At 70.2% G+C, this 25,660-nt stretch carries 22 protein-coding genes; 8 read left to right on the top strand and 14 right to left on the bottom strand.

The window, feature by feature from the left end; translation table 11 throughout:
* Positions 1-852: 852 nt before the first annotated feature.
* Complete coding sequence (locus tag AB0D57_RS25680; RefSeq protein WP_362077377.1) at positions 853-1,344, bottom strand: hypothetical protein; 492 nt, start codon at positions 1,342-1,344, stop codon at positions 853-855.
* Positions 1,345-1,676: 332 nt separating this feature from the next.
* Between AB0D57_RS25680 and AB0D57_RS25675 the strand changes: the two genes are divergently transcribed.
* Positions 1,677-2,330, top strand: coding sequence for a class F sortase (locus AB0D57_RS25675; protein ID WP_362077374.1), 654 nt, complete (start codon positions 1,677-1,679; stop codon positions 2,328-2,330).
* Between the two features lie 48 nt (positions 2,331-2,378).
* Here the strand turns inward: AB0D57_RS25675 and AB0D57_RS25670 are convergent, their stop codons facing one another.
* Both AB0D57_RS25670 and lysX read right to left on the bottom strand, forming a co-directional pair.
* Complete coding sequence (locus AB0D57_RS25670) at positions 2,379-3,224, bottom strand: polysaccharide deacetylase family protein (protein WP_362077370.1); 846 nt, start codon at positions 3,222-3,224, stop codon at positions 2,379-2,381.
* An 81-nt stretch (positions 3,225-3,305) separates the two neighbouring features.
* Positions 3,306-6,620, bottom strand: coding sequence for a bifunctional lysylphosphatidylglycerol synthetase/lysine--tRNA ligase LysX (gene lysX, locus AB0D57_RS25665; RefSeq protein WP_362077367.1), 3,315 nt, complete (start codon positions 6,618-6,620; stop codon positions 3,306-3,308).
* 123 nt (positions 6,621-6,743) lie between these two features.
* Here lysX and AB0D57_RS25660 point away from each other — a divergent pair, with 123 nt between their 5' ends.
* Complete coding sequence (locus tag AB0D57_RS25660; RefSeq protein WP_362077364.1) at positions 6,744-7,208, top strand: universal stress protein; 465 nt, start codon at positions 6,744-6,746, stop codon at positions 7,206-7,208.
* Positions 7,209-7,244: 36 nt separating this feature from the next.
* Here AB0D57_RS25660 and AB0D57_RS25655 read toward each other — a convergent pair whose 3' ends face one another.
* On the bottom strand, positions 7,245-8,441 hold the full coding sequence (locus AB0D57_RS25655) for a CapA family protein (RefSeq protein WP_362077361.1): 1,197 nt from the start codon (positions 8,439-8,441) through the stop codon (positions 7,245-7,247).
* Positions 8,442-8,695: 254 nt separating this feature from the next.
* On the opposite strand from AB0D57_RS25655, the gene AB0D57_RS25650 reads away from it, so the two are divergent.
* The 3 genes from AB0D57_RS25650 to AB0D57_RS25640 all read left to right on the top strand — a co-directional run bounded on the left by AB0D57_RS25650 (position 8,696) and on the right by AB0D57_RS25640 (position 10,739).
* Positions 8,696-9,235: a sigma-70 family RNA polymerase sigma factor gene (locus AB0D57_RS25650; protein ID WP_362077358.1), complete on the top strand. Its 540-nt coding sequence runs from the start codon at positions 8,696-8,698 to the stop codon at positions 9,233-9,235.
* A gap of 135 nt (positions 9,236-9,370) precedes the next feature.
* A complete protein-coding gene (locus tag AB0D57_RS25645) occupies positions 9,371-9,886 on the top strand; it encodes a hypothetical protein (protein WP_362077356.1) in 516 nt (171 codons plus the stop codon).
* Between the two features lie 205 nt (positions 9,887-10,091).
* Entirely contained in the window at positions 10,092-10,739 is a 648-nt protein-coding gene (locus tag AB0D57_RS25640; RefSeq protein WP_362077354.1) for a zf-HC2 domain-containing protein, read from the top strand.
* A 7-nt stretch (positions 10,740-10,746) separates the two neighbouring features.
* Here the strand turns inward: AB0D57_RS25640 and AB0D57_RS25635 are convergent, their stop codons facing one another.
* Entirely contained in the window at positions 10,747-11,607 is an 861-nt protein-coding gene (locus AB0D57_RS25635; RefSeq protein ID WP_362077351.1) for a DNA-formamidopyrimidine glycosylase family protein, read from the bottom strand.
* An 81-nt stretch (positions 11,608-11,688) separates the two neighbouring features.
* Positions 11,689-13,764: a SpoIIE family protein phosphatase gene (locus AB0D57_RS25630; protein ID WP_362077348.1), complete on the bottom strand. Its 2,076-nt coding sequence runs from the start codon at positions 13,762-13,764 to the stop codon at positions 11,689-11,691.
* A gap of 292 nt (positions 13,765-14,056) precedes the next feature.
* Here AB0D57_RS25630 and AB0D57_RS25625 point away from each other — a divergent pair, with 292 nt between their 5' ends.
* On the top strand, positions 14,057-15,478 hold the full coding sequence (locus tag AB0D57_RS25625; RefSeq protein ID WP_362077345.1) for a lipase maturation factor family protein: 1,422 nt from the start codon (positions 14,057-14,059) through the stop codon (positions 15,476-15,478).
* A gap of 340 nt (positions 15,479-15,818) precedes the next feature.
* A complete protein-coding gene (locus tag AB0D57_RS25620; RefSeq protein WP_362077342.1) occupies positions 15,819-16,604 on the top strand; it encodes a hypothetical protein in 786 nt (261 codons plus the stop codon).
* A 192-nt stretch (positions 16,605-16,796) separates the two neighbouring features.
* On the opposite strand, the gene AB0D57_RS25615 is transcribed toward AB0D57_RS25620, so the two are convergent.
* The 8 genes from AB0D57_RS25615 to AB0D57_RS25580 all read right to left on the bottom strand — a co-directional run bounded on the left by AB0D57_RS25615 (position 16,797) and on the right by AB0D57_RS25580 (position 24,723).
* Entirely contained in the window at positions 16,797-17,645 is an 849-nt protein-coding gene (locus tag AB0D57_RS25615) for an amidohydrolase family protein (RefSeq protein WP_362077339.1), read from the bottom strand.
* Positions 17,630-17,944: an L-rhamnose mutarotase gene (locus AB0D57_RS25610; protein WP_362077337.1), complete on the bottom strand. Its 315-nt coding sequence runs from the start codon at positions 17,942-17,944 to the stop codon at positions 17,630-17,632. The genes AB0D57_RS25615 and AB0D57_RS25610 overlap by 16 nt, the downstream gene beginning before the upstream one ends.
* Positions 17,941-18,927: an aldo/keto reductase gene (locus tag AB0D57_RS25605; RefSeq protein WP_362077334.1), complete on the bottom strand. Its 987-nt coding sequence runs from the start codon at positions 18,925-18,927 to the stop codon at positions 17,941-17,943. The genes AB0D57_RS25610 and AB0D57_RS25605 overlap by 4 nt, the downstream gene beginning before the upstream one ends.
* Entirely contained in the window at positions 18,924-19,682 is a 759-nt protein-coding gene (locus AB0D57_RS25600; RefSeq protein ID WP_362077332.1) for an SDR family oxidoreductase, read from the bottom strand. The genes AB0D57_RS25605 and AB0D57_RS25600 overlap by 4 nt, the downstream gene beginning before the upstream one ends.
* Positions 19,679-21,049, bottom strand: a complete 1,371-nt coding sequence (locus tag AB0D57_RS25595) for an L-fuconate dehydratase (RefSeq protein WP_362077329.1) — start codon at positions 21,047-21,049, stop codon at positions 19,679-19,681. The genes AB0D57_RS25600 and AB0D57_RS25595 overlap by 4 nt, the downstream gene beginning before the upstream one ends.
* An 86-nt stretch (positions 21,050-21,135) precedes the next feature.
* Complete coding sequence (locus tag AB0D57_RS25590) at positions 21,136-22,170, bottom strand: ABC transporter permease (protein ID WP_362077326.1); 1,035 nt, start codon at positions 22,168-22,170, stop codon at positions 21,136-21,138.
* Complete coding sequence (locus tag AB0D57_RS25585) at positions 22,163-23,656, bottom strand: sugar ABC transporter ATP-binding protein (protein WP_362077323.1); 1,494 nt, start codon at positions 23,654-23,656, stop codon at positions 22,163-22,165. The genes AB0D57_RS25590 and AB0D57_RS25585 overlap by 8 nt, the downstream gene beginning before the upstream one ends.
* Positions 23,653-24,723: a sugar ABC transporter substrate-binding protein gene (locus tag AB0D57_RS25580; RefSeq protein WP_362077320.1), complete on the bottom strand. Its 1,071-nt coding sequence runs from the start codon at positions 24,721-24,723 to the stop codon at positions 23,653-23,655. Before AB0D57_RS25580 ends, AB0D57_RS25585 begins: the two co-directional genes overlap by 4 nt.
* Before the next feature lie 193 nt (positions 24,724-24,916).
* On the opposite strand from AB0D57_RS25580, the gene AB0D57_RS25575 reads away from it, so the two are divergent.
* Complete coding sequence (locus AB0D57_RS25575) at positions 24,917-25,654, top strand: FadR/GntR family transcriptional regulator (RefSeq protein WP_362077317.1); 738 nt, start codon at positions 24,917-24,919, stop codon at positions 25,652-25,654.
* Positions 25,655-25,660: the final 6 nt, after the last annotated feature.

Raw genomic sequence — 25,660 nt, 5'->3', positions numbered from 1 at the left:
ACGCCACGCCGCGTCCGTCCCCCGACTGCACGTACGCCGTCCCCCGTGCGGCCCATACGGTTGCCCCGTTCGCGCCACTGCGATCGCGCCCCCGCCCCGCCTTTCCTAGCGTTCCGGTCATCGAGGCGCATTTCAGGCGCAGGCGGAAAAGATCCGCAGCAAGGCTCCTCGGGGACCGAAAGGCTCACCATGCGCGCGATACGCGTCGCTTCGGCCGCACTGCTGGGCGTGACCGCCCTGATCTTCTCCGTATCCGCCGCCGCCGCCAAGAACGACGACAGCGGCAGCGGGGACAGCAACATCACCTCGTTCGGCTTCGACGTGCAGCCGTCGACCGTCGTGGCGGGCGGCCAGGTCCGTCTGAACGTGAAGGACTGCGACTCCACCGCCAGGGTCTCCTCGGAAGTCTTCGACGCGGTCACCATCCCGAGGGGGCAGTCGTCCGCAGCGGCCACGGTCGACCGGGACGCCCAGCCCGGTGCCGTGTACGAGGTGACGTTCCAGTGCGGCGACGAGAGCGAGCACACCGATCTCACCCTCACCACCGGCCGCCAGGACAGCGACCCGACCCAGGTGCCCCTGCCTGTGCCCGCGCAACAGGGCGTCAGGGCCGGAGCCGGAGCCGGAGCCGGAGCCGGGGGCAGCGTCGGCGATTTCGACCTGAAGGAGATCGGTCTGGGGGCCGCACTCATCGGCGCTTCCGTGGGTGCCGCGTGGTACCTGTCGCGCCGCCGCACCGCCGACGACGACTCCGGACGGCGCGACGCACCGACCATCGCCCATCGCCCCGGACCCTCCCGGCAGGGTCCGGGGCGAAGTGCTGTCAGGTGCGCGCCCGACGGGCACGCCCGGTCAGGTCCGCCGCTCGGACCTGCGGCGCACCCAGAACGCCCCGCCACCGAGGAGAGCCGCGCCCACGAGCCCGCCGCCGATCGCCATGTCGGTGGGCGTCGCCCGCGGGGAACTGCTGCCGCCGAGACCGCCACGGACGCCGCCGATGACGGTGAAGGCGCGGGAGCGGGTGAACGCCCGGTCTCCGCCGCAGCGGACCGCGATGTCGTACGTCCCCGCCCGCGCGTTGCGGTCGATGGTGACCGTCGCGGTGGACGTGTTGCCGCTGACCCGGCGCAGCGAGGTGGTGCGGAAGACCGGTGACGAGACCGCGCTGCCTTGGTATTGGCACGCGTCCCCGTCCACGGTGACGGTCAGCTGCCCGCCTTGCGCGATGACGCTGGGCATGGCGACGATATTGCTCGGTTCGTTCCAGGCCGTGGCCGCGGGCGCGGCGAGCCCCACCGCGGCGACCGCGGCGGCAGAGACCGCCAGGGCACGAGTTGTACGCATGTGATCCTCCGCGGAAGACGCCCCGGGAACCGTCCCCGGTTGATCGGCGAGAAAGCGCCTCCCAGACAGACCCTCAGATGCCGTGCACAGGGCCGCATTTCGAGAATGGTCCGTCCTGGTGAGAGGACACGCCGAGAGAATTCCATACAATCGGATATTGTCGCAGGTCACGGACCGTCAGAAAATTCCTGTGCTCGTCAACTCGGATGGCGCACCACGGTTGCGCGGGGCCACCCGTTCGCCCGTGCCCCGTCGCCGTCCGGGCGGGCGGCACTTAGCGTTCTCGTATGCGCGACGGACGCGGCGACGGCCGCGTCGAGAGGGGATGGCGAATGTCTTCGTCCGAACTGGCCGAAGAGGAGGAGCGGCAGCGGAAGCGTGCCCCGTGGGGTGTCATAGCGCTTGTTCTCCTGACCGGCCTCGCACTCATTCGGAATGGTTCCGGTGAGTTCGATGTCGGCCCTCCGCAGCCCGCGTCTGCGGCGGCAGCGGACAGCCGGACCCCAGGCACCACCTTCTCGAGCGCGCTGCCGCACTCCGTCGTCGACCGGGTCCGGATCCCGGCGATCCAGGTCGACGCGCCGGTCGTGCCGGTGGGTTTGGACTCGGCCGGGTGGGTCGACGCGCCGCCGCCCGACGACCCGAATCTCGCGGGCTGGTTCACCGGCGCGGTCTCGCCCGGCGAAAAGGGCACAGCCGTGGTCGTGGGCCATGTGGACAACCTGCGCGGTCCCGCCGTCTTCTACGGCCTCGGCGCCCTCAAAAAGGGAAACCGGGTCGAGGTGCAGCGAAAGGACGGGAAGATCGCGGCATTCGAGATCTACGGCATCGAGGTCTTCGAGAAGAACAGCTTCCCCGGTGATCGCGTATACGGCAGCAAGGGCACCCCGGAATTGCGGGTCATCACCTGCGGGGGTGGTTTCTCCAAACAGAACGGTTACGACGGAAACGTCGTGGTGTTCGCCCGCCTGGTCGAGGTTCACTGAGTGTTCCTCGGCAGGGCGGGCGAAAGCCCGTCACCCTTTCGGGAGGCTTCAGGCGTAGCGCCGTCGCGGCACAGTGATGTGATAGCCGGAATCGAGCAGTTGGGGCAGATAGTCGCGCAACGCCCGTACGCTCTCCGAGCGTTCGCCGCCCGCGTCGTGCGAGAGCACCACGACGCCCGGTCCGGCGCCGTTCTCCACCCGGTCGATGATGGTGCGCGTGCCCGGGCTGGTCCAGTCGAGAGTGTCGAGCGTCCAGGCCAGCGGTTCCATGCCCAGGTCGGCGCCGATCTGGAAGGTCGCGCGGTTCCACGCGCCGTAGGGCGCGCGGAACCAGACGGGCCGTTCGCCGTAGGCGTCCTTGATGACGTCGCTGGTGCGCTCCATCTCGGAGCGGATCTCGGAGCGCGAGAGCTGGATCAGCAGCGGATGGCTCCAGGTGTGGTTGCCGACGATGTGCCCCTCGTCGGCCATCTCGCTCAGCAGGTCCTTGTTGTCGACGGCCATCCCCCCGCACACGAAGAACATCGCGCGCACATCGTGCTCGCGCAGGGTGCGCAGGATGTCCGGGGTGTAGCGCGGGTCGGGGCCGTCGTCGAAGGTCAGCACCATGCTGCGGCCACGCCCGGACATGCTCAGAATCGGCTCGTGGCGGACCACGGGCCGCGCAAGTGCGCTGCGCGGCGGGCCGTATCCCGTCACCGGCTGGAGGCGGTAGGCAGAGGGCTTGAGGGCCCGGCGAGCCTGCGGGCCCGCGACCGCAGGGGCGTTTCGCGCCGGGCTCTCGGCCGGCTCGGCGGTGAGGACGCGTGCCGTGCCCGCCACCCCGGCCGCCCCCAGGACGGTCGCGCCGGCGATCAACGCCCGGCGCCGCGTGAGCAGCTGATCGTTTTTCATGATTCATCAGTCACCCATGTGCGGGGTGGCGCGACTGAGCAACACCGGCGCGACCTCAGCAAAGCACCCGATGGGACCAGCTCAGCGACGGCGCACCAGCGGGAACGGCAGTGTCTCGCGGATCGTCAGCCCCGTCAGGAACATGACGAGCCGGTCGACCCCGATTCCGAGACCCCCGGTGGGCGGCATCGCGTACTCCAGCGCGTCGAGGAAGTCCTCGTCGAGTTCCATCGCCTCGGGGTCGCCCCCGGCGGCCAGCAGTGACTGCGCGGTGAGCCGTCGCCGCTGCTCCACCGGGTCGGTCAACTCGGAGTAGGCGGTGCCCAGTTCGGTGCCGAAGGCGACGAGGTCCCAGCGTTCGGCGAGGCGCGGGTCGGTGCGGTGCTGTCGGGTGAGCGGGGAGACGTCGGTCGGGAAGTCCTTGTAGAACGTCGGCAGCCGGGTCCTCTCCTCGACCAGCCGTTCGTACATCTCCAGGACGACATCACCGCGTCCGTCGTCCGCTGTGTACGGGACGCCCGCGCGGTCACACAGCCGCAACAGGTTTTCCAGGGATGTGTCGGCGTCGACCTCCTCCCCCAGTGCCTCGGACACCGCGCCGTACACCGTCGTGACCGGCCACGGCCCGGAGATGTCGTACTCGGTGCCGTCCTTGTGTGCGATCGGCGCGCCGAAGGCGGCGGTCGCGGCTTCCTGGATCAGTTCGCGAGCGAGGTCGAGCATCACGTCGTAGTCGGCGAACGCCTGGTAGGCCTCCAGCATCGTGAACTCGGGGTTGTGCTTGTAGGAGACGCCTTCGTTGCGGAAGGTGCGTCCCATCTCGAAGACCTTCTCCAGACCGCCGACGCACAGTCGCTTGAGGTAGAGCTCGGGTGCGATGCGCAGATAGAGGTTCAGGTCGTAGGCGTTGATGTGGGTGGTGAAGGGGCGCGCGTTGGCGCCGCCGTGGATCTGCTGGAGAATCGGGGTCTCGACCTCGAGGTAACCGCGGTTGAGCAGGCCCTGGCGCAGCGCCTGGACCTCGGTGGAGCGGTCCCGTACGACCTGGCGGGCGTCGGGGCTGGTCACCAGGTCGAGGTAGCGGCGGCGCACCTTCGCCTCGGGGCCGGCCAGGCCTCGGCGTTTGTCGGGATGGGGGTCCCCCCTGTTCGAGCGAAGCCGAGAACGTGGCGGAGGGCGCAGGCACTTGCCGGTGAGCTGCCAGTCGGTGACGAAGACGGTGAGCTCGCCCTTGTCGCTGACGCCGGCGAGGCCGTCGGCGACGATGTGGTCGCCGATGTCGATGTCCTTGCGGAACCGGTCCAGCGCGGGGCCGGAATCCTTGCGGGTGAGGGCGATCTGGAGGTCGCCGGACCAGTCGCGCAGCACGGCGAAGACGAGGCCGCCGAAGTCGCGTACGAGGATGACGCGTCCGGCGATGGTCACCCGCTGTCCGCCGCCGCGGACCTCGGCGAGGGTATGGGTGCGCGGTGGGATGCCCACCGGGTAGGGGTCGATGCCGGCAGCGCGGAGCCGGTCGAGTTTGTGGTGCCGGACGCGGATCTGTTCGGGCAGGCCCGCGATGGGATCGTCGGCCTCGGCCCCTCCGTCGAGGCCGAGGGCCGACAGCGGGGGCAGGCTTTCGATGGTCGCCGGTGCGGGTCCGGCCCTCGGGTGGCCCTTGCTCCAGAGCTTGCGCAGCGAGGGCACGGAGACGAAGCCCTCGGCGATGCCCGACGCCAGGCCGATGCGGGCGAGGGCGCCGGTCTCGCCGTAGCAGATGAAGCGCGGGTACCACGCGGGGTGGTACTTGGCGTTGGACCGGTACAGGGCCTCCAGCTGCCACCACCGGGAGAAGAACAGCAGCAGCCTGCGCCAGAGCCGGAGCACCGGCCCGGCACCGATGCGGGCGCCCTCCTCGAAGACCGAGCGGAACACCGCGAAGTTGAGGGAGATACGACGGACGCCGAACTTCCCGGCCGCCGCGCACACCTCGGCGACCATGAACTCCGTGACGCCGTTGGGAGCGCCGCGGTCACGGCGCATCAGATCGAGGGAGATGCCGTCCCTGCCCCAGGGCACGAAGGAGAGCAGCGCCAGCAGTCTGCCGTCGGCGTCCCGGGCCTCGACGAGGAGACAGTCGCCGTCCAGGGGGTCGCCGAGCCGGTCCAGGGCCATCGAGAAGCCGCGTTCGGTCTCGGTGTCGCGCCAGGCGTCGGCCCTGTCGACGATCTCCTTCATCTCCTCGTCGGTGAGGGTGGCGTGGCGGCGTACCCGGCAGGTGGCGCCGGTGCGCCGCACGCGGTGTACGGCCTGCCGGGTGACGCGCATGTCGCGACCGTCCAGGTCGAAGTCGGCGACGTGCAGGATCGCCTCGTCGCCGAGTTGGAGCGCGCCGAGCCCGGCGCGCGCGAAGGCCTTGGCGCCGTCCTCGGAGGCGCCCATGGCGGCGGGCGCCCAGGCATGCCGGCGGGCCACGTCGAGCCAGGCGTCGATGGCGTGCGGCCAGGCCTCGCGGTCGCCGACCGGGTCGCCGCCAGCGAGGCAGACTCCGGCTTCGACGCGGTAGGTGACGGCCGCCTTGCCGCTGGGCGAGAAGACGGCGGCCTTGTCGCGGCGGGTGGCGAAGTAGCCGAGGGAGTCGTCGGCGCCGTACCTGTGCAGCAGGGCGCGGATGCGGGCCTCCTCGTCGCCGTGCAGGCCCGCTTCCAGGCGCTGGGAGCGAAAGAGCGTGGCGGCGGCGTTGAGCAGGGCGAGGGCGCCGAAGAGACCGAGGACGAAGAAGAGCCCCCGGGGCGGACTCCCGTCGAACGAACGTCCGGAGACAAGTCCGCCGCAGACCCGGTTGGCCGCCCACAGCAGCCGCTGGCCGCGCGGCAGTGTGCCCGGGAACAGCTCGACCAGCCCCCAGCCGACCAGGATCGCCACGCCGAGCCCGGCCAGCAGCACGGCCAGGGCCCGCCACACGGCGCCCTGCCGGGAGTCGGCGTAGAACTCGCGGCGGGCCACGATCAGGAGCACCAGGGCGAGCCCGCAGACGACGAAGGACGGCAGCGACTGGGCGTACAGACCCATCGCGAGGCCGATGACGTCGAACAGGACGAGCAGGCCGAGGTAGGCGACCACCAGCCACCAGGCGACCTTCTTGCGGGCCGCGGTCGCGGCGGCGAGGAGGAAGAGGAAGACGGCGTACGCGAGGTTGGCGCTGACCGGGACGGTCAGCAGGTCGAGGAAGTCGACGACGGGGCGCAGCAGGCGGCGCAGGGGTGCGAAGAACGCCAGCAGGGCGCAGAGCAGGGCGAGGACGCCGAAGAAGGCCGCGAAGCCTTGGGGCACCTTGCTGAGGAGGCCGCCTCGGGACGGCCGTATCGGGCCCTTCGTGTCCTTCGGTGCGCGGGCCTCCACGGGGGCACTCATGGCTTCGACTGTAGGAAGAGCCGGGCGGACCCGCCCGTCGAGCGGTCACGGGGGCAGCGGGGGCTGTATCCGGTTCGGACCCGCCCGGCTCCCGGACCTGCGAATTCCGATAGCCTCGGCCCTGTGACGGAACAGCAACCCGCGCAGCGGTTCGAACGTGGCACGGACGGTCCCAAGGTCATCGTCGCCGGCGTCGACGGCTCCGACTCGTCGCTGCGGGCCGCGGCCTACGCCGCCGGGCTTGCCAGGCGGCAGCGCGCGCTGCTCGCCCTCGTCTACGTCCAGCCCGTCATGGCCGCGGGGGCGGCGCTCGGGGTACCGGTCGCCGAGACGACCGACCGGATCGCCGAGGACCTCGTCGCGCAGGTCCGGGAGTACGCCGAGCGGTCCAAGGACATGTTTTCGATGCGCTGGGAGTTCCACACCTTCCGTGGCGACCCCTACAACGGCCTGGTGACGGCGGCGGACGAGCTCAAGGCGGACGCCGTGGTGGTCGGTGCCTCCGAACAGGCGGGGCACAGGATCATCGGGTCGGTGGCGGTCCGGCTGGTGAAGGCGGGGCGCTGGCCGGTCACGGTCGTCCCGTAGTACGTGGTGCGTCGTACGGAGTACGGGCCGGTGGGGTCACTGCCCCATCATCAGCCCCTCCTGAGCCGCGCCGCGGCTGAGCACGACGTCCCGGATCCGGTCACGTACGCCGCCGACGTCGGCCCCCAGCGCCAGGGCGGTGTTGAGGTTGACCACGCGCCCGGCGTCGATGTCGAAGAACTGCGGCACGAACTCCGCCTTCGTGACCTCCCAGCGGGCGCCCTTGCCGGTCGGAGGGGCGAAGGTGAACCGGGCGAGGGTGCTCTCGTTGCCCCGCGAGTCCCGGACGCCTTGGTAGTTGAACATCTCGCCCGCGATCTGGTCACCCATCCCGTAGACGACCCAGGTGCCGTTGACCTTCTCGTACGCCTGTGGAACACGGGCGTGCGTGCCGAGGATCAGATCGATGTCGGGCCGCCCGTCCGTGCGGGAGGCGGTGAGTTCCCTGCTCAGGGTCACCTGCTGCATATCGGGCTCGTCCTGCCATTCGGTGCCCCAGTGCAGGGATACGACGACCACATCGGCGCCCGCCTTCCGGGCGGCCCGGGCATCCGCGAGGATCCGGTCGCGGTCGATGAGATTGACGGCCCAGGGCGCGCCCACGGGCATCGGCAAGCCGTTCGTCCCGTACGTGTAAGCGAGCTGGGCAACGGTGGCGGCGCCCGCGCGCAGGAGGGTGACCGCGCCCGCCTCGCCCGCGGTGCGTGCCGTTCCCGCGTGCCTTACGCCCGCGCGGTCGAGTGCGTCCAGGGTGCGCTGGATACCCGCGGCGCCGTCGTCCAGGGCGTGGTTCGAGGCGGTGGAGCAGGCGTCGTAGCCGGTCGCGGCGAGCCCATCGGCCACCTGCGGCGGGGACTTGAAGGTCGGGGCCGGGAAGCCGGATTGGGCGGCGTCGGCACCGCCGACGGCGCCGTACACGGTCTCCATGTGACAGATCGCCAGATCGGCGCCGCCGACCAGAGGCTTCGCGGCTTCGAACATCGGCCGGAAGTCGTACCCGACGCCGCCCGCGTCGGCGTTCGCCCGCGCGACGACCGAGGCGTGCGGCAGTACGTCACCGGAGGCGACGAGGGTGAAGCCGCGCGCGGCGGCGGGGGACGGTGCCGGTGGCGGTCCGCTATTGCCAGGCGGCGCCGACTGCGGCGCCGACTGCTTCTGAGCGGCCTGGCAGCCCGCGGCGGCTACGAGCACGGCCGTGAGAGCCAGAGTGACCTGTCGTCTACGTGTGATCATGCCGAACCCCGATACGGTCATATTTAAGTACGAAGTCATATGAATCCACGTACTTGGGAGCGCCGGAGTCAAGGAGCAACGCACGTCTCTCGCCCGTCCGGCGCTCGCGGACAAGCCCGTTGGGGCGATACGAGGGCCTTGGGTGAAGCCCGCTGAACCGTTCGCCGCGCCGTTCACCGACGGCATCGACCGCCCACCGCAGACCCGTGTCCCGGCCCTGTCCGAGCGGAGCGGCACCCGCTGGCATACAGGCCATGACGGCCGGAACCACCACCAAGACGACCGCCGAGCATGAGCTGGCCGCGCTGCAGCGCGAGCACGGCCGGCCCCTCTTCGCCCTGCTCCTACGGCTCTGCGACGGCGACCGGCAGCGCGCCGAGGACCTGGTGCAGGAGACGTTCGTACGCGCCTGGCAGCATCCCGAGGCGCTGCGCGCCGACGACTTCGACTCCGTGCGTCCCTGGCTGCTCACCGTCGGAAGGCGGCTCGCGATCGACGCTCGGCGGGCCCGCCAGGCGCGTCCGCCGGAGGTCGGGGACGCGGTGCTGGAGAGTGCGCGGGTCTGTGCGGATCACGCCGAAAGGTCGGCGGCGACGCTCGATGTGCGGGAGGCTGTGAAGACACTCACTCCCGAGCACCGTGAAGTCCTGGTGCAGGTGTACTTCCAGGGGGCGAGTGTGGCGGAGGCTGCCGCGGCGCTCGGAATTCCGCCCGGTACCGTGAAGTCGCGCGCGTACTACGCGTTGCGCGCCCTGCGCCGGGTTCTTCCGGGTTACGCGGCCGACCTGCGGTGAAACCCAAGGCCGGGTCAAGCCTCCGTAAAGCGCCTTGCTGAGGACCATGGTTGAGCAATCAGCTGTCCTCATCCGTTTTCCGGGTTGGGGCCCGGGTCGGGCGACGCGCACGCAAACCGGAGGAAGGCGGAAGGGATGCTGCACAGAGGTCAAGAGAGCACGGACGGCGCCGGCGGTGGGGAACTCACGGTCCCCATGGCGTGGTTGTACGCCGAGTACATCGCCGACGAGTTGCTGCGGACCGGCGACCTGATGCCGCCCACGTCCTTCGAGTTCCGCGCCGGGCGCGACGCCCTGGCGCTGACCATCTTTCTCTCCGACACGGAAGGCGAGCTCTCGGGCATCCGGGTCGTCACCCAGTTGGAGACCTGGCTTTCGTTGACGGCGTACGACCAACCGTGGCAGGACTGGGTGCGCGAGCACATGGCCCGCCTCGCGGCCGAGGCGGTCGAGTCCGGCGGCCCCGCCCCGGACCTGGAACTGGCGACGGCGGCCTGGCGCTGGCTGGAGGAGACCGAACTGCTCGCCCCCGACCTGGACGCCGTGCCCGGTGGCGGCCCGGTCCCGGGCGAGGACGACGGTCCGAAGGTGTGGACACCGGCCTGGCAGCTGGGGCTGCCACTGGGGCATCTGGCGATCCACCTCTTCTGACCGCCACGACCGGTCACTCTCCGAACAAGTTTTCTGAGCAACTTTTTTTTCTGAGCTCGCACCAATCCGCGGGCCCTCTCGCTCCGAATGTCTTGGTCTCGATTCGGTACGGGTCTTGAGTGATTCGTGGCTCCGGTGCGTACGGGTGGGCAACAGCAACACCACTCCCACCCCGCACCATCGCCACGAGGATTCGGTATTCGGTATGAGGTCCCTGGAACGGCATCAAGACGTCGGCGCCTACGCGCTCGGCGTGCTGGACGAGGCGGAGGCATTCCGCTTCGAGGATCACCTCATGGAGTGCCCCCAGTGCACGGCGCACGTGAGTGAGTTCCGGTCCGCCGCGCGACAGCTGATGCTGTACCGGCGAGCCACCCCGCGCTCCGTGCACCCCTTCGCCGGCCCCGGGCCCCGGCTGCTGGACCGGCTGCTCAGCGAGGTGGCGGCGCGGCATCGGGCCGGGCGCAGGCGCTGGCTGTACGCGGTGGCCGCCGCCGTGGTGTTCGCGGCGGGCGGGCCCGCGATCGCGATCGTGACGGCGAACGGCGACCCGTCGACCCAGGTCGCCGCGACGGACGTGGAAACCGGTGTGTGGGCCCAGATCACCACCCAGGACCGGGTCTGGGGCAGCGAGGTCGACGTCAAGGTCAAGGACGCCGGGGGCCGCCCCTGTCAGCTCGTCGCCGTCGGCAAGGACGGCTCGGAGGAGACGGTGACGAGCTGGATGGGGTCCGCGCACGACGGCGCGGCCACCACGATGCAGGGCGGCGCCGCGCTCCACTCCGAGGAGATCAGCCGGTTCGAGGTGCGCACGACGGACGGCGAGCACCTGGTGACGGTCGAGTCCCGGTGACCGGGGGCTATTTGAGCAGCCTGGACATCCGGCGGTCCGCCAGCAGCTTCCCGCCCGTCTGGCAGGTCGGGCAGTACTGCAGCGAGGAGTCACTGAAGGAGACCTCGCGGATGGTGTCGCCACAGACCGGGCACGGCTCGCCCGTCCTGCCGTGCACCCGCAGACCGCTCTTCTTCTCCGCCTTGAGACGCCCGGCGGCCAGCCCGTGGGAGCGCTCCACCGCCTCGGTGAGCGTGGCATGCAGCGCCTCGTACAGACGGCTCGTCTCCTCGGGGGTCAGCGAGGCGGCGAGCTTGAAGGGGGACATCTTGGCGGCGTGCAGGATCTCGTCGCTGTACGCGTTCCCCACACCCGCGATCAGGCTCTGGTCGCGCAGCGCGCCCTTCAGCTGACGCCGCTCACCCTCCAGGAGCTTGGTGAACCGCGCCTCGTCGAAGTCGGCGGCGAGCGGGTCGGGGCCGAGTCGGGCGATGCCCGGGATCTCTGCCGGGTCCCGTACGACGTACACCGCGAGTCTCTTCTGGGTGCCGGCCTCGGTGAGGTCGAAGCCCTCTCCGGTCTCCAGGGCGACACGCAGCGCGAGCGGGCCCTTGCCGGGGCGGGGCGGACCGTCGGGCAGCGTGTCCTTCCAGTGCAGCCAGCCCGCGCGGGCCAGATGCGTCACGAAGTGCAGGCCGTCGGCCTCGATGTCGAGGAACTTGCCGTGCCGGCGCACGGCGGTGACCTCACGGCCCTCGAAGGCGGTGACGGGTGGGTCGTACGTCTTCAGGACGCTGATGGCGACGGGCAGCACGCGCACGACCTCGCGGCCGACGAGATGGTCGGCGAGGAAGTCTTTGAGCGCTTCGACCTCCGGCAGTTCCGGCATGGCTCCAGGGTGCCACCCGGCACCGACAACACCACCCGGAACGTCGCCCGTCCCTGGCGCACACCCCGGGCGCGCCGGTGGTCAGTCCCGTTCCCGGACGATGAACTCGCACCACACGCACTTGCCCCGACCACGGGCCTCCACGCCCCAGACGTCGGTGAGCCGGTCGACCAGCAGCAGGCCGCGCCCCGAGACGCCTGACTCGCCGGCCTCACGACGGCGCGGCAGGGCGCTGGAGCAGTCCTCCACCTCGGCGCGCAGCCTGCGGTCGGGGCCCGTGAGGACCCGCAGGGTGACGATCGCGGCGCCCTCGGTATGTATGAGGGCGTTGGTGATCAGCTCGTCGGCAACCAGTTCGATCTCGTCGGTGCGCTCCTGGGCGCCCCAGGCGCGGACCGCGGCGCGGATCATGTGCCGGGCCTCGATGAGCGCCTCGGGGTCGCCGGGCGCGACATGCTGCTGGAGCCGCCCGCCGGACTGTTGCGGGCCGGCGCCGCGACGGCGCAGGAGCAGCAGGGCGACATCGTCGTCGCCACCGCGTTCCTCGGCGACGTCGATCAGCAGGTCGGCGAGGTCGCGCACGTCGTCCGGGCCCGAGCGGATCAGCTCCATGAGGGTGTACATGCCCTCGTCGAGGTCGGCGCCGGGCTCCTCGACAAGGCCGTCGGTGCACAGGAGCAGGGTCTGGCCGGGATCCAGCTCGAACGTGTCGACCGGGTATTCGACGCGCCCGAACTCGGCGGACAGGCCCAGCGGCAGCCCCCCTTCGACGGGCAGCCTGCGGCAGCTGCCGTCGGTCTGGCGGATCAGCGGATCGATATGGCCGGCCCGCACGAGCTGGACGACACCGGTGGACAGGTCGGACTCCGCGTACAGGCAGGTCGCGAAGCGTTCGGTGTCGAGCTCGTGCAGGAAGACCGAGGCGCGGGCCATCACGGTGGCGGGGGTGTGGCCCTCGGTGGCGTAGGCACGCAGCACGATGCGCAGCTGGCCCATGACGGCGGCGGCGTGGGTGTCGTGGCCCTGCACGTCGCCGATGACGGCACCGACGCGCCCGCCGGGCAGCGGGATCAGGTCGTACCAGTCGCCGCCGATGTCCCGGCCCAGGGAGGCGGAGCGGTAGCGGACCGCGATGTCGGCGCCGGGCACACTGGGGATGGAACGCGGCAGCATGGCCTGCTGGAGGCCCTGCGCGAGGTCTTTGTCCTGCTCGTAGAACATGGCCCGCTGCAGGCTCTGCGCGATGCTGCTGCCGAGCGCGACGAGGACGTTGCGGTCCTCCGCGGAGAAACCGCGCCGGTCGTTGTAGAGCAGGCCCATCGCACCGATGGGGCGGGCCTGCGCGATGAGCGGCAGATAAGCCGCCGAGGTGATCTCCAGGTCGGTGATGTTCGGCCACAGCAGCGGGTACGACTCGGCGAAGTCCTCCGGGGATTCGATGAAGCGCGGCGCGAGGGTGCGTACGACCTCGCTCATCGGGTACTGCTCGTCGATACGGGTGACCCGGGTGCCGGCCACGAAGCTGCCCTCGGGCCCCTCGGCGACCAGCCGGATGCGTCCGGCCTCCACCAGGCCCATGACCAGGCTCGTCGCCCCGAGGTGGGTGAGGCCGTGGGAGTCCTTGAGGACGTCGATGACGTCCTGGACGGTGCGGGCGTGCGCGAGCGCCGCCGTGGTGACCTGCACGACGTTCGTCTGCTGACGCCGGGCCTCGTCCTGGGCGGCCTGCTCGCGGCGCGCCGCGCTCTCGCTCAGCTCCTGGGTGGCGTCGCGGACGATGCCGATGATCCGGCGCGGGCGGCCCGTCTCGTCGCGGCGGATGTAGCCCTGGGTGTGCGTCCAGCGTGACGATCCGTCCCGGCAGCGGATGCGGAAGTAGGCGCCGTAGTTCTCGCTGCCGTCCTTGAGTGCCTGGGAGACCAGGGTGTCGATGCGGCCGGCCTCGGTCGCGGGCACCCGCGTGGACAGCGTCTCGGGGCGGCCGTCGTATTCGTCGGGGCGCAGGTCGAAGACCTCGTGGGCCTGGGCGTCCATCTGCATCAGACCGGTGTCCAGGTCCCAGTCGAAACTGCCCATGCGGTTGAGCGCCAGGATCGGATCCGGGTGGGCGGGCCAGTCGTCCGGGAGTGACAGGGCGCTCGCTCCCCGATCAACCATGGGGCTACCTTGCCAGCATTTGCCCGATTATTCGACTTCTCCCGGGCGCGCAGGGGCCTTCTCTCCGGCCGCGCGGGGGCTCGGCCGTCGAGGACGTCGGCCGCCGCGTCGAAGATGCCCTCGATGGAGGACGACTCGCCGGGGATCAGACCGCCGCCGATGATCGTGACGCTGGTGCCCCTCCCTTCACCCCCGGGACGTTTCGTCCGCTATTGTCTGCGTCGCCCAGTTGGCTTACGCAAGCCGAGACGGTCACCCAGCGTCACAATGGGAGGGAGAGGAGCGCCTTGTCGTGGAGTGGTTCATCGCCCCCGAGTACTGGCTGAGCCGGCTGGTCTTCCAGCGGGTGCTGGCCGTCGTGTATCTCGCCGCGTTCCTGGGCGCGGCGCTCCAGTTCCGCGCGCTGATCGGGGAGCGCGGGATGCTCCCGGTGCCCCATTTCGTGGCACGGGTACCCTTCCGCAACGCGCCGAGCGTGTTCCAGCTGCGCTACTCGGACCGCTTCTTCGCGGCGTGGTGCTGGACGGGCTGTGCGGTGTCGGTGGCGTTGATCGCGGGCCTGGATCAACAACTACCGCTCTGGGGTGCCATGTTGCTATGGGTCGCGCCCTGGGCGATGTACCTCTCCATCGTCAATGTCGGCCAGACCTGGTACGCGTTCGGCTGGGAGTCCCTGCTCCTGGAGGTCGGCTTCCTCGCCGTCTTCCTGGGCAATGACGAGGTCGCTCCCCCGATCGTGGTCCTCTTTCTGCTGCGTTGGGTGCTCTTCCGGGTGGAGTTCGGCGCCGGGCTGATCAAGATGCGCGGCGATGCCTGCTGGCGCAAGCTGACCTGCCTGGACTACCACCATGAGACACAGCCGATGCCGGGCCCGCTGAGCTGGTTCTTCCACCATCTCCCGAAGCCTTTCCACCGGGCCGAGGTGGCCGCCAACCACGTCACCCAACTCGTCGTCCCCGTCCTGCTGTTCACCCCGCAGCCGATCGCGACGGCCGCCGCCTCGCTGATGATCCTCACCCAGCTCTGGCTGGTCCTGTCCGGCAACTTCTCCTGGCTGAACTGGACGACGATCGTGCTGGCCCTGTCGGCGGTCGAGTTCCCCACCACTCCCCCGCGGGTGTCCGGCCCGCCCCTCTGGTACGAGATCGTGGTGCTCGCCGTCGCCACCGGCCTGGTCGTGCTCAGCTACCGCCCCGCCCGCAATCTCGTCTCCCGGCGCCAGGTCATGAACCGCTCCTTCGACCCGCTCCACCTGGTCAACACCTACGGCGCGTTCGGCAGCGTCAGCCGGATCCGCCACGAGGTGATCGTCGAGGGCACGGCGGACGCCCTGCCGCGCGAGGACTCGGACTGGCGGGAGTACGAGTTCAAGGGCAAGCCCGGCGCCACCCGCTACTGGCCACGCCAGTTCGCGCCCTACCATCTGCGGCTCGACTGGCTGATGTGGTTCGCGGCGCTCTCCCCCGCGTACGCCGCTTCGTGGTTCACCGGTCTGGTCGAACGGCTCCTGGAGAACGACCGCGACACACTACGGCTGCTGCGCCGCTCCCCGTTCCCGGCGGACACTCCACCCCGGTACGTCCGCGCCCGCCTCTACCGCTATCGCTACACGACCTGGCGGGAGCTGCGCGAGACGGGCGCGTGCTGGCACCGCACATATGTACGGGACTTTCTGCCGCCGATGCGGCTGGAATGGGTTGATCAGAGCCGTTGACGTGCACTCCTGACTGAAGCCGGGAGATTCCTGACAGCCGGCCTGCAGCGCCGGCCTGGATGTCGGGACACCGACGAAGGGCCGGCGATCAGCCCAGTCGGTGGTGGCCGCCCCGCCGACGGCCGGCCCAACCGGTTGGACGGCCCGACCGTTTGGACGGCAAGCAGATCCACGGACATGAACGGATCAATCGTTCGCTCCACCATGGGGATTAATCGCCCTACGTCACAGGTGCGTCGTGGCCAGTTCCGCTACTCAGAGTCCTTACCGTGGCGTGCGCTACGCAGGGCCCGGCTCGGGCGCCCGTCCTGCCCTTGCATCAACCACGAAAGGAGTGAGCGTGAAGGCTCGCTTTGGTGTGAAGCGGAAAGTGACGCTTGCGGTCACAGCGCTGGTCGCGATCGCCGCCTCGGCCGTCCCGGGATCGGCATCCGCCGTCACCGACGGAATCCGGGGAAGCTCGGACCACTGGGGCATCATCACCCGCAACACGATCGGCTCTCCCGTCGCCGCCTTGCGGAACGGCCCGTTCGGCTCGTTCGGCGTATCGGGCCCCTCCGCGAGGCCGCCCTACGGACGGGGCAGCCTCGGCATCGAGGTAGCGAACAACTCCACCTCCCTCAACCCGCCCAGCGAGAAGGTCGACTTCGGCAACGAGGTCGACTTCTACGGCGACCCGGTACTGGGACTGAACAAGGTCGGTTTCCACGTCTTCCAGACCGCCGAGAACGTCTCCTACGGCGGCCCCGGGAACTTGCCGAACATCAGGTTCGAGATCCATCCGCACCTCACCGCGACTCCGACCACCTACTCCACGGCGGTGTGGGTGCCGGACCCCTCCCCGGTGACGAACCGCTGGAGTTCCTACCTGGATGCCACCACGACCGGCCTGTGGTTCCTCACGGGCGCCGCGGGGGTCGCGACCGGCTGCAACCAGACCACCCTGTGCACCTTCTCGCAGTTGAAAACCGCGCTCAACGACGGCGGCGCGCGGCCGACCATCTACACCGCCGCGGTGGGCAAGGGCCGCGACCACATCTGGATCGGCGCTGTCGACGGCCTGCGGATCAACAAGACCATCTACGACTTCGAGGCCGACGGAGTCAAAACTCGCCGCGCCAACTGACCGAGGCACCCGGCAGGGTGGCGTCGTCCCGTGATGGCCGCCCACGTGATCAGCGTCTCGGAGTGCTCAGCGAGCCGTCCGTAGCCCCGCAGGCCGGCGCCCTCGAAGAAGGGTGCCGGCCTGCGCCGTCGTGAGCTTGATGGATCAAGTCGACAACAGGTTCAGAGCAGTTCCGAGATGGCCTTCACAAGATCAGAGGTAGACGCGGGTCGCGGTGCCGCCGAAGACCTCGGCACTCTCTCCCGCACCCAGTCCACCGAGCAACTCCTGTGCCGTGTCGACCACTTGGGTGTACGAGGCCGCCAAAGTGCACACCGGCCAGTCGGAGCCGAACATCAGGCGGCCGGGTCCGAAGGCCTCCAGGACGGTGTCCGCGTACGGGCGCAGCTCGTCGACCGTCCACGTCGCGAGATCCGCCTCGGTGACCATGCCGGACAGTTTGCACACCGTGTGGGGAAGCGCGGCCAGTGCCCGCACGCCCGCCGCCCACGGCTCCAGTACCCCCGTGGCGATCGGGGGCTTCCCCAAGTGGTCCAGGACGAAGGTGAGTTCAGGGTGATCCGCTGCTGCCCGAGCGCACGCGGGCAGCTGGTGCGGCAGCACAAGCAGGTCGTAGACGAGGCCTGCCGCCGCGACGGCCGCGAGCCCGCGCCGTACGTCCGGACGCAATAGCCACTGGGGGTCGGGCTCGCCCTGGACCTGGTGCCGGATGCCCTTGAGGTACCGGCCGCCCGGCAGCTCCCGCAGCCGGGCGAGCTCGTCGGCGATGTCCGGCCGCGTGAGGTCGGTCCAGCCCACCACCCCCGCGATCAGCTCGCTCCGCTCCGCGAGGGCGAGGAACTCCGGGGTCTCCTCGGGCACGGCGATCGTCTGCACGAGGACGGTGCGGTCGATCCCGGCGGCCCGCGCCTCCGGTTCGAGGTCCACCACGCCGAAGTTACGCCTCAGCGGCCGGAGTTCGGGCCCGGTGATCCAGTCCTGGTCACGAACGGAGAGGTCCCACACGTGGTGGTGCGCGTCCACCCTCACGGCAACTCCCATACGACGGGCAACCCGGCAGCCGCGCCCTCGTCGGAGTAGTCGTGCACGACGTCGAGGAGTTCGGCCATGCGTGCCTGCCAGGCGATGTTGACCGGCAGTTTCTCCAGTTCGGCGAGCATGCGGCCGTAGTCCTCGCACTCCAGGACGTGGAAGAGGTCGCTGCCGCTGCGCCAGATCGTCCAGGAGGTGGCTCCGGCGGCGCGGATGGCCGAGGTGAGTTCTTCGGGGACCTCCCGGTGGGCGGTCTCGTACTCGGCGATCCGGTCCGCGCGGACCTTCGTGTGCAGGGCTACTCTCATGACGGATCCTCTACGGGTACGGGGGCGTCCTCGGGCAGCAGTTTCGCCTCCCGCAGCTCCCGCCAGAACTCGGCGGGGACCGGCGCTTCGAACTGCTCCACGCAGTCGCGGACTTCGTACGGCGAGCGGGCGCCGACGAGGACGCTGGCCACGGCCGGGTGGGCGGCGGGGAAGGCCAGCGCGGCGGCGCGCAGGGTGGTGCCGTGCCGTTCGGCGATCGCCTTGAGCCGCAGGGCCCGGTCCAGCAACTCCACCGGCGCCGCCGCGTAGTTGTACGTCGCTCCGGGCCGCGGGTCGGCCAGCAGACCGGAGTTGAAAGCGCCGCCGATGACGACCGAAGTGCCGCGCTCCTCGGCGGCCGGCAGCAGCTCGGCCAGCGCGCCGTGGTCGAGCAGCGTGTAGCGGCCCGCGCAGAGCACCACGTCCACATCTGTCTCGCGTACGAAGCGGGTGAGCATCTCGGCCTGGTTCATGCCTGCTCCGATGGCGCCCACCACGCCTTCCGAGCGGAGTTTCTCCAGTGCCGGATAGCCCTCTCGGAAGGCCTGCTCGGCGTGGTCGTCCGGGTCGTGGAGGTAGACGACGTCCACGTGGTCGAGACCGAGCCGCTCGAGACTGTCCGCCAGGCCCCGGCGTACGCCGTCGGCGCTGAAGTCCCAGACGCGATGGTGCGTGGCGGGTACGTCGAAACCGTCCGCGAGGTCGTCGCCGCCCTTGTCCGTGGGCTCCAGGCGGCGGCCCACCTTGGTGGACACGGTGTACTCGGCGCGGGACCGGTCGCGCAGGGCCGCGCCGAGACGGCGTTCGGAGAGGCCGATGCCGTAGTGCGGCGCGGTGTCGAAGTAGCGGATGCCGCCGGACCAGGCGGCGTCCACGGCTTCGTACGCCTGCTCGTCGCTGATCGCGGTGAACAGGTTGCCGATGCCCGCGGCGCCGAAGGACAGGGGACTGACCGCGATGCCGCTTCTCCCCAGGGTGCTCACTGGCCCACCGGGCGCAGCCGCAGCCCCTGCATGCCGCCGTCCACGGCGAGGGCAGTACCGGTGGTGGCGCCGGACAAGGGGCTCGCCAAGTAGGCGATGGCACCCGCGACTTCGTCCGCCGAAACGAGGCGGCCGGAGGGCTGACGGGCCTCCAGCGCGGCGCGTTCGGCGGCCGGGTCGGGCGCGGTGTCGAGGAGGCGGCCGACCCAGGGCGTGTCGGCGGTGCCGGGGTTCACGCAATTGACGCGGATGCTCTCGCGGAGGTGGTCGGCGGCCATGGCGAGGGTGAGGGAGAGGACGGCACCCTTGGTGGCGGAGTACAGGGCTCGCTGCGGCAGCCCGGCGGTAGCGGCGATGGAGCAGGTGTTCACGATCGCCGCGTGCGCGGATTCGCGCAGGTGCGGCAGGGCGGCGCGGGCCGTACGGACCATGCCGACGACGTTGACGTCCAGGACCCGGTGCCACTCGTCGTCGGCATTGTCCTCGACGGTGCCCTGGGCTCCGATCCCCGCGTTGTTGATCAGTACGTCGAGTCCGCCGAGGTCCGCGACGGCCGCGGCCACGGCCTGGCGGACGGAGGCGTCGTCGGTGACGTCGGCACGGTAGCCGAGCAAGGGCTTCTCGACCGTCGAGGGGTCCAGGTCGAGGATGGCGACCTGGGCTCCGCGGGCGGCGAGCAGCTCGGCGGTGGCGCGGCCGATGCCGGAGGCGCCACCGGTCACCAGCGCCTTGAGACCTTCGAAGTCGGCACTCACGCGGCTTCCCCTTTCTGCTTTTCGCTCGTCTGGTTGTCGGACTTCTGTGGGGCGAGGTCGGCGGCCCAGAAGGTGCCGCCGGGGTAGGTGAACTCCGCGATGGACTCCGGTCGCATGGTCGCGGAGAATCCCGGCTCGGTGGGTGCCATGTAATGACCCTGCCTGATCACCACCGGATCGAGGAAGTGGCCGTGCAGATGGTCGACGTATTCGATGACCCGGTCGTCGGTGGTGCCGGAGAGCGCCACGAAGTCGAACATCGACAGGTGCTGGACGAGTTCGCACAGGCCGACGCCGCCGGCGTGCGGGCAGACGGGCACCCCGAACTTGGCCGCGAGGAGCAGGATGGCGAGGTTCTCGTTGACTCCGGCGACACGGGCCGCGTCGATCTGCAGGACGTCGATGGCGTCGGCCTGGAGAAGCTGCTTGAAGACGACCCGGTTCTGGACGTGCTCGCCGGTGGCGACCTTGACGGGGGCGACGGCCTTGCGGACGGCGGCATGGCCGAGGACGTCGTCGGGGCTGGTGGGCTCCTCGATCCAGTAGGGCTCGAACTCGGCGAGGGCCTTGGTCCAGGTGATCGCCTCGCCCACGTTCCAGCGCTGGTTGGCGTCGATCGCGATGCGGATGTCGGGGCCGACGACCGAGCGGGCGACGCGGCAGCGGCGTACGTCGTCCGCCAGATCGGCGCCCACCTTCAACTTGATCTGCCGGAACCCGTCGGCGACGGCCTCGGCGGCGAGGCGGGTGAGCTTCTCGTCGCTGTAGCCGAGCCAGCCGGGTGAGGTCGTGTAGGCGGGGAAACCTTTCTCCCGGAGGGTCGCGGCACGCTCGGCGGCGCCTTCCCGGCCGCGTCGCAGCAGCTCCAGCGCCTCCTCGGGGGTGAGGGCGTCCGTGAGGTAGCGGAAGTCGACCTGGCGGACCAGCCATTCCGGTTCGGCGTCGGCGAGCAGCTGCCACAGGGGCTTCTCGGCCCGTTTGGCGGCCAGGTCCCAGACGGCGTTGACGACGGCGCCGATCGCCATGTGCATCACGCCCTTCTCGGGCCCGAGCCAGCGCAGCTGGCTGTCCCCGATCAGGTCCCGGGCGAGGGAGCCCGGGTCGGCGCACAGCTCCTCGACCGACCGTCCCACCACATGGCCGCGCAGCGCCTCGATCGCGGCGACCTGGACATCGTTGCCCCGCCCGATGGTGAAGGTGAAGCCGTGCCCCTCGGGGCAGTCGGCCGCGTCGCTGCGCAGCACGACATACGCTGCCGAGTAGTCGGGGTCCGGGTTCATCGCGTCGGAGCCGTCGAGCTCACGCGAGGTGGGGAAACGGATGTCGTAGGTGTCGACCGCGGTGATGCGAGCGGCAGTTGGGGACACGGGAGGCCTTTCGGTCCGGGACAGGGGCGTACGGAGGGGGCCGGGATTCGTAGATCCTGGGATCCGTACGAAATCGAGGGAGGGGGTCAGTCCTGGGCGCGGCCGGTGGTCACGCGGGCGATCATCAGGGCGACCAGGATGATTCCGCCGTAGATGGCCTGGATCCAGAAGGACGGCACCTGGGCGAGCGTGAGCAGGTTCTGCACCACGCCGAGGAGGAGTACGCCGGTCAGGGCGCCGAACATGGTGCCCTTGCCGCCGTCGAGGCTGATACCGCCGATGACCGCCGCCGCCATCACCGTGAAGATCATGTTGTTGCCCTGGTTGGCGCTGATCGCGCCGACGTAACCGGTCTGCATGATCCCACCGACCGCGGCGAGGACGCCCGCCACGACGGACACCCCGAGCAGCATCCGGTCGACGCGGATACCGGCCGCGCGGGCCGCCTCCGCGTTGCCGCCGATCGCGTACAGGGCGCGGCCGACCCGGTGGTACTTGAGGATCAGCCCGGCGGCGGCGAAGGAGACCGCGGCCAGCCACACCGACAGCGGGACGCGCAGGAAGGTGGAGGTGGCCAGGGAGAAGAACGCGTCGGGCATGCCGAACAGCGTCTTGCCCTTGGTGGCACCGACCAGCAGACCGCGCAGCACGATCAGCATCGCGAGGGTGACGATGAAGGCGTTGAGCTTGAACTTCACCACGAGGACGCCGTTGAAGGCGCCGATGACCCCGCCCACGACGAGGACCGCGACGAGGGCGAGCGCGGCCGACCACTCGGTGCCCCAGCCGGACTGCGCTGCGGGCAGTACCAGCAGGGCACCGACGGCGGGCGCGATGCCGACCACCGACTCCAGCGACAGGTCGATCTTGCCGGTGATCAGCACCAACGACTCGGCGAGGACCACCATCGCGAGCGCCGCCGAGGCGCCCAGGATGGAGATCAGGTTCCGTTCGGTGAGGAATGAGTCATTGACGATCGCGCCGAGCACCAGGAGCACCAACAAGGCTGGTACGAGGGCAAGTTCGCGGGCCCGACGGAGCAGGACGGTCTTGGCGGCCTGCGCGTCGGGGGCTCGCACGGAGGTGGGTGACGAGGCCGACGGGGCCTTCGTGTCAGCCATGGTCCACTCCTTCGATGGAGGCGATCAGCTCATGGTCGTGCCAGCCGGCCGGATGCTCGGCGACGACACGGCCGTGGAAGAGGACGAGGACGCGGTCGCAGCGGCGCAGGTCGTCGAGTTCGTCGGAGACGACGAGTACGGCGGTGCCGTCCTCGCGGGCGCTGTCCATACGGGACAGCAGTGACTCCTTGGACTTCACGTCGACACCCGCCGTGGGGTTGATGAGGACGAGGAGGCGGGGGTTGGAGGCGAGCGCGCGGGCCATGACGACCTTCTGCGCGTTGCCGCCGGACAGGTCCGAGACGGGCTGCTCAGGGCCTTCGGTGTGGATGTCGAGGCGTTCGATCAGCTCGGTGGCGAACGCGCGTTTACGGGCGGCGGGGATGAAGCCGTAGCGGCCGAGCCGGTTCAGGACGCTCATGGTGGTGTTGTCGCCGATGGTCATGCCGGAGACGAGACCTTGCTGGTGCCGGTCGCGCGGAACGCAGCCGACGCCCGCCTTGAGCGCGGCCTGCACATCACCGAACACAAGCTCCTCGTCGCCCAGCCGGGCGGTTCCGGCGGTCGGCGTGTGCAGTCCGGCGAAGGCCTCGGCCAGCTCGATCTTGCCGCTGCCGCTGGAGCCGGCGAGGCCGAGGACCTCGCCACGGCGGACGGTCAGGTCGATGTCCTCGTACGCGTCCGAGGTGAGCCCCCGGGCGTCGAGCATCACCTGCGCGTCGGCAGCCACGGACTGGTGCGAGGTCACGTGATCGGCGATCGACTCGCCCGCCATGGCCTCCACCAGCGCCGGGCGCGGGAGTTCGGCGACCGGCGCGGTGGTGATCCAGCGGGCGTCGCGCAGCACGGTGACCGTCTGGCACACCTCGTACACCTCCTGGAGGTGGTGCGAGATGAACAGGAAGGTGACACCGGACTCCTGGAGCGCGCGCATCCGGGTGAAGAGCCGCTCGATCTCCCGGTTGTCGAGCTGCGCGGTCGGTTCGTCGAGGACGATGAACCGAGCGCCGAAGCTCAACGCCCGGGCGATCTCCACCATTTGGCGGTCCTCGACCTTGAGGTCGGCGGTGCGGGCCTCGGGGTCGACATGCACGTCCCAGGTCTCGAGGACCTCGGCCGCCTCGGCCCGCAGCCTGCGCCAGCTGATGAACCCTCCGCGCCCGACGGGCTGCCGGTTGATGAAGAGGTTCTCGGCGACCGTCAACTCCGGTACGACCGTGGGCTTCTGGTAGACGCAGGCCACCTTGCGGCGCCACGCGTCGCGGTCGGCGAGCGTGGGCGCGGGCTCGCCGTCGAAGCGGACCGTGCCCTCGTCGGGAGCCTGCAGGCCGGTGAGGATGGTGACGAGGGTGGACTTGCCCGCGCCGTTGCGCCCGACGAGGGCGTGGGACTCACCCGGCAGCACGGTGAGTCGGCCGTCTTGGAGGGCGACGGTGGGACCGTACCGCTTGGCTATCCCCCGCGCCTCCACCAGTGGGGTGCTCATTTGACCGTGTTGCCCCAGAGCTCGGCGTCGTCGACGTTGTCCTTGGTCACCAGCGGCGCGGGCAGCTGGTCCTCCAGGATGCCGCTGGGCAGCTTGACGATCTCGGAGTCGTGGTCGGTCGGGCCGGGCTTGAACGTCTTCCCCTGCATCGCGGCCTTGATGTAGTACATGCCGTACTTGGCGTACGCGTCGGCCGGCTGGGAGACGGTGGCGTCGATCTCACCCTTGCGGATGGCGTCGAATTCCTGCGGGATGCCGTCGTTCGAGACGATCGCGATGTGGCCCGCCTCGCCGGCCTTCTTCAGCATGCCCTTGGACTTGAGGGTCTGCAGGGTCGGCGCGAGGTAGACGCCGCCCGCCTGCATGTAGATGCCCTTGATGTCGGGGTTGGCGTTCAGCAGGGTGTCCAGCTTGGAGGCCGCGGTGTCGGACTCCCACTTGGCCGGGATCTCCAGGACCTTCAGCTTCGGGTAATTCTGCTGGACGCAGGAGCGGAAGGCCTCGGAGCGGTCCCTGCCGTTGACGGAGGCCAGGTCGCCCATGATCTGCACGACCTTGCCGGAGGGGATCTGCTTGCCGAGGTACTCGCAGGCCTTCTCGCCGTACGCGACGTTGTTGGCGCGCACGACCATGGCGACCTTGCCCTTGTCGGGCGCCACGTCGACGGCGACCACGGGGACGCCCTTGCGTTCGGCCTGATCGAGCCCCGCGGCGATCGCGGCGCTGTCCAGAGGGGCCACGACGAGCCCCTTCACGCCCTGGTTGAGCTGGTTGTTGATGTCGGTGATCTGCTGGGACGGGTCGCTGTTGGAGTTGACGGTCTTGAGCGCGTCGACCCCTTCGGACTTCGCCATCTTCGGCACGTAGTCGTTGTAGGACTGCCAGAACGGCGAGGTCAACAGAGGCAGGATCACCCCGACCTTGCCGCTGCCGCCGCCTTCATCGGAGGAGACGGAGTCCTTGGTGCTGCCGCACGCCGCGAGCACGAGGCTCGCGCAGGCGGCAGCGGCCGCCACCCGCACGGCACGCGACGAGATTCGCCTGTTTCGCATGGTTCTGCCGGCCATCTGACGGCTCCTCATTGAGCGAGATCGAACAGGACGCGCGGCCGGAGGTCCCTCTTCCAGCCGGGACGAATATTTATCAGACCACTTCGGGTCCGCAACACCCTTCGGCGGCTAATTTTCACGGTTTCCGGCCATAGTGGTCCGACCACATCGGTGGTTAGACTGCGGCGCACCGGCAACAGGAGGATGTGGCGTGGACGAGACCCTGCCCAAGGGAGCCGAGCCCGGGGGGACGGATGCCGCCCCGCAGAAGGGCACGGTGACGCAACGCGCCATCGAGCGGATCAAGGCGATGATCGGCGAGGGCCGGCTGGAGCCCGGGCAGCGGCTGCCGACCGAGCGCGATCTCGCCGCCCAGCTGGGCATGTCCCGCAGCTCGATGCGCGAGGCGATCCGCGCGCTCACGGTCCTCGGCGTACTGGAGGCCCGGCACGGCTCGGGCATCTACGTCACCCAGCTGGAGGCCGGGGACCTCCTGGAGACCTTCGGTGTGGTGGCCGATCTCTCGCGCGGCCCGCGGCTGGTCGAGCTGCTGGAGGTGCGCCGGATCCTGGAGTCGACGGCGACCGCGCTGGCCGCCGCCCGGATCACGCCCGACCAACTCGCCGAGGTCGAGAAACACCTCACGGCGATGAACGCGACCGACGATCCGGAGGAGATCCTCGCCCACGACCTGGCCTTCCACCGCGAGATCGCGGCCGCCGCCGGCAACGACACCATGGCCGCCATCCTGGAGGGCCTGTCCTCGCGCACCTTTCGCGCCCGGGTCTGGCGCGGCTACCAGGAGGAGGGCGCCTTCGCGCGCACGCGCCGCGAGCACGCGGCGATCCACCGCGCGCTGGTGGCCCACGACCCGGAGGCGGCCAGGGCGGCCGCCGCCGCGCACGTGGGGGAGGTGGAACAGTGGCTGCGGACCCAGCTCACCCAGTAGCCGGGT

The sequence above is a fragment of the Streptomyces sp. NPDC048275 genome, assembly GCF_040652275.1.
Classification (GTDB): domain Bacteria; phylum Actinomycetota; class Actinomycetes; order Streptomycetales; family Streptomycetaceae; genus Streptomyces.
This window is presented reverse-complemented; position numbering and strand designations above follow the sequence as displayed.

Excerpts from the sequence above, each read along its gene's own strand:
- AB0D57_RS25680 (WP_362077377.1), bottom strand. The coding sequence starts at position 1,344 with ATGCGTACAACTCGTGCCCTGGCGGTCTCTGCCGCCGCGGTCGCCGCG.
- AB0D57_RS25675 (WP_362077374.1), top strand. The coding sequence starts at position 1,677 with ATGTCTTCGTCCGAACTGGCCGAAGAGGAGGAGCGGCAGCGGAAGCGT.
- AB0D57_RS25670 (WP_362077370.1), bottom strand. The coding sequence starts at position 3,224 with ATGAAAAACGATCAGCTGCTCACGCGGCGCCGGGCGTTGATCGCCGGC.
- lysX (WP_362077367.1), bottom strand. The coding sequence starts at position 6,620 with ATGAGTGCCCCCGTGGAGGCCCGCGCACCGAAGGACACGAAGGGCCCG.
- AB0D57_RS25655 (WP_362077361.1), bottom strand. The coding sequence starts at position 8,441 with ATGATCACACGTAGACGACAGGTCACTCTGGCTCTCACGGCCGTGCTC.
- AB0D57_RS25650 (WP_362077358.1), top strand. The coding sequence starts at position 8,696 with ATGACGGCCGGAACCACCACCAAGACGACCGCCGAGCATGAGCTGGCC.
- AB0D57_RS25645 (WP_362077356.1), top strand. The coding sequence starts at position 9,371 with ATGCTGCACAGAGGTCAAGAGAGCACGGACGGCGCCGGCGGTGGGGAA.
- AB0D57_RS25640 (WP_362077354.1), top strand. The coding sequence starts at position 10,092 with ATGAGGTCCCTGGAACGGCATCAAGACGTCGGCGCCTACGCGCTCGGC.
- AB0D57_RS25635 (WP_362077351.1), bottom strand. The coding sequence starts at position 11,607 with ATGCCGGAACTGCCGGAGGTCGAAGCGCTCAAAGACTTCCTCGCCGAC.
- AB0D57_RS25630 (WP_362077348.1), bottom strand. The coding sequence starts at position 13,764 with ATGGTTGATCGGGGAGCGAGCGCCCTGTCACTCCCGGACGACTGGCCC.
- AB0D57_RS25615 (WP_362077339.1), bottom strand. The coding sequence starts at position 17,645 with ATGGGAGTTGCCGTGAGGGTGGACGCGCACCACCACGTGTGGGACCTC.
- AB0D57_RS25610 (WP_362077337.1), bottom strand. The coding sequence starts at position 17,944 with ATGAGAGTAGCCCTGCACACGAAGGTCCGCGCGGACCGGATCGCCGAG.
- AB0D57_RS25590 (WP_362077326.1), bottom strand. The coding sequence starts at position 22,170 with ATGGCTGACACGAAGGCCCCGTCGGCCTCGTCACCCACCTCCGTGCGA.
- AB0D57_RS25585 (WP_362077323.1), bottom strand. The coding sequence starts at position 23,656 with ATGAGCACCCCACTGGTGGAGGCGCGGGGGATAGCCAAGCGGTACGGT.
- AB0D57_RS25580 (WP_362077320.1), bottom strand. The coding sequence starts at position 24,723 with ATGGCCGGCAGAACCATGCGAAACAGGCGAATCTCGTCGCGTGCCGTG.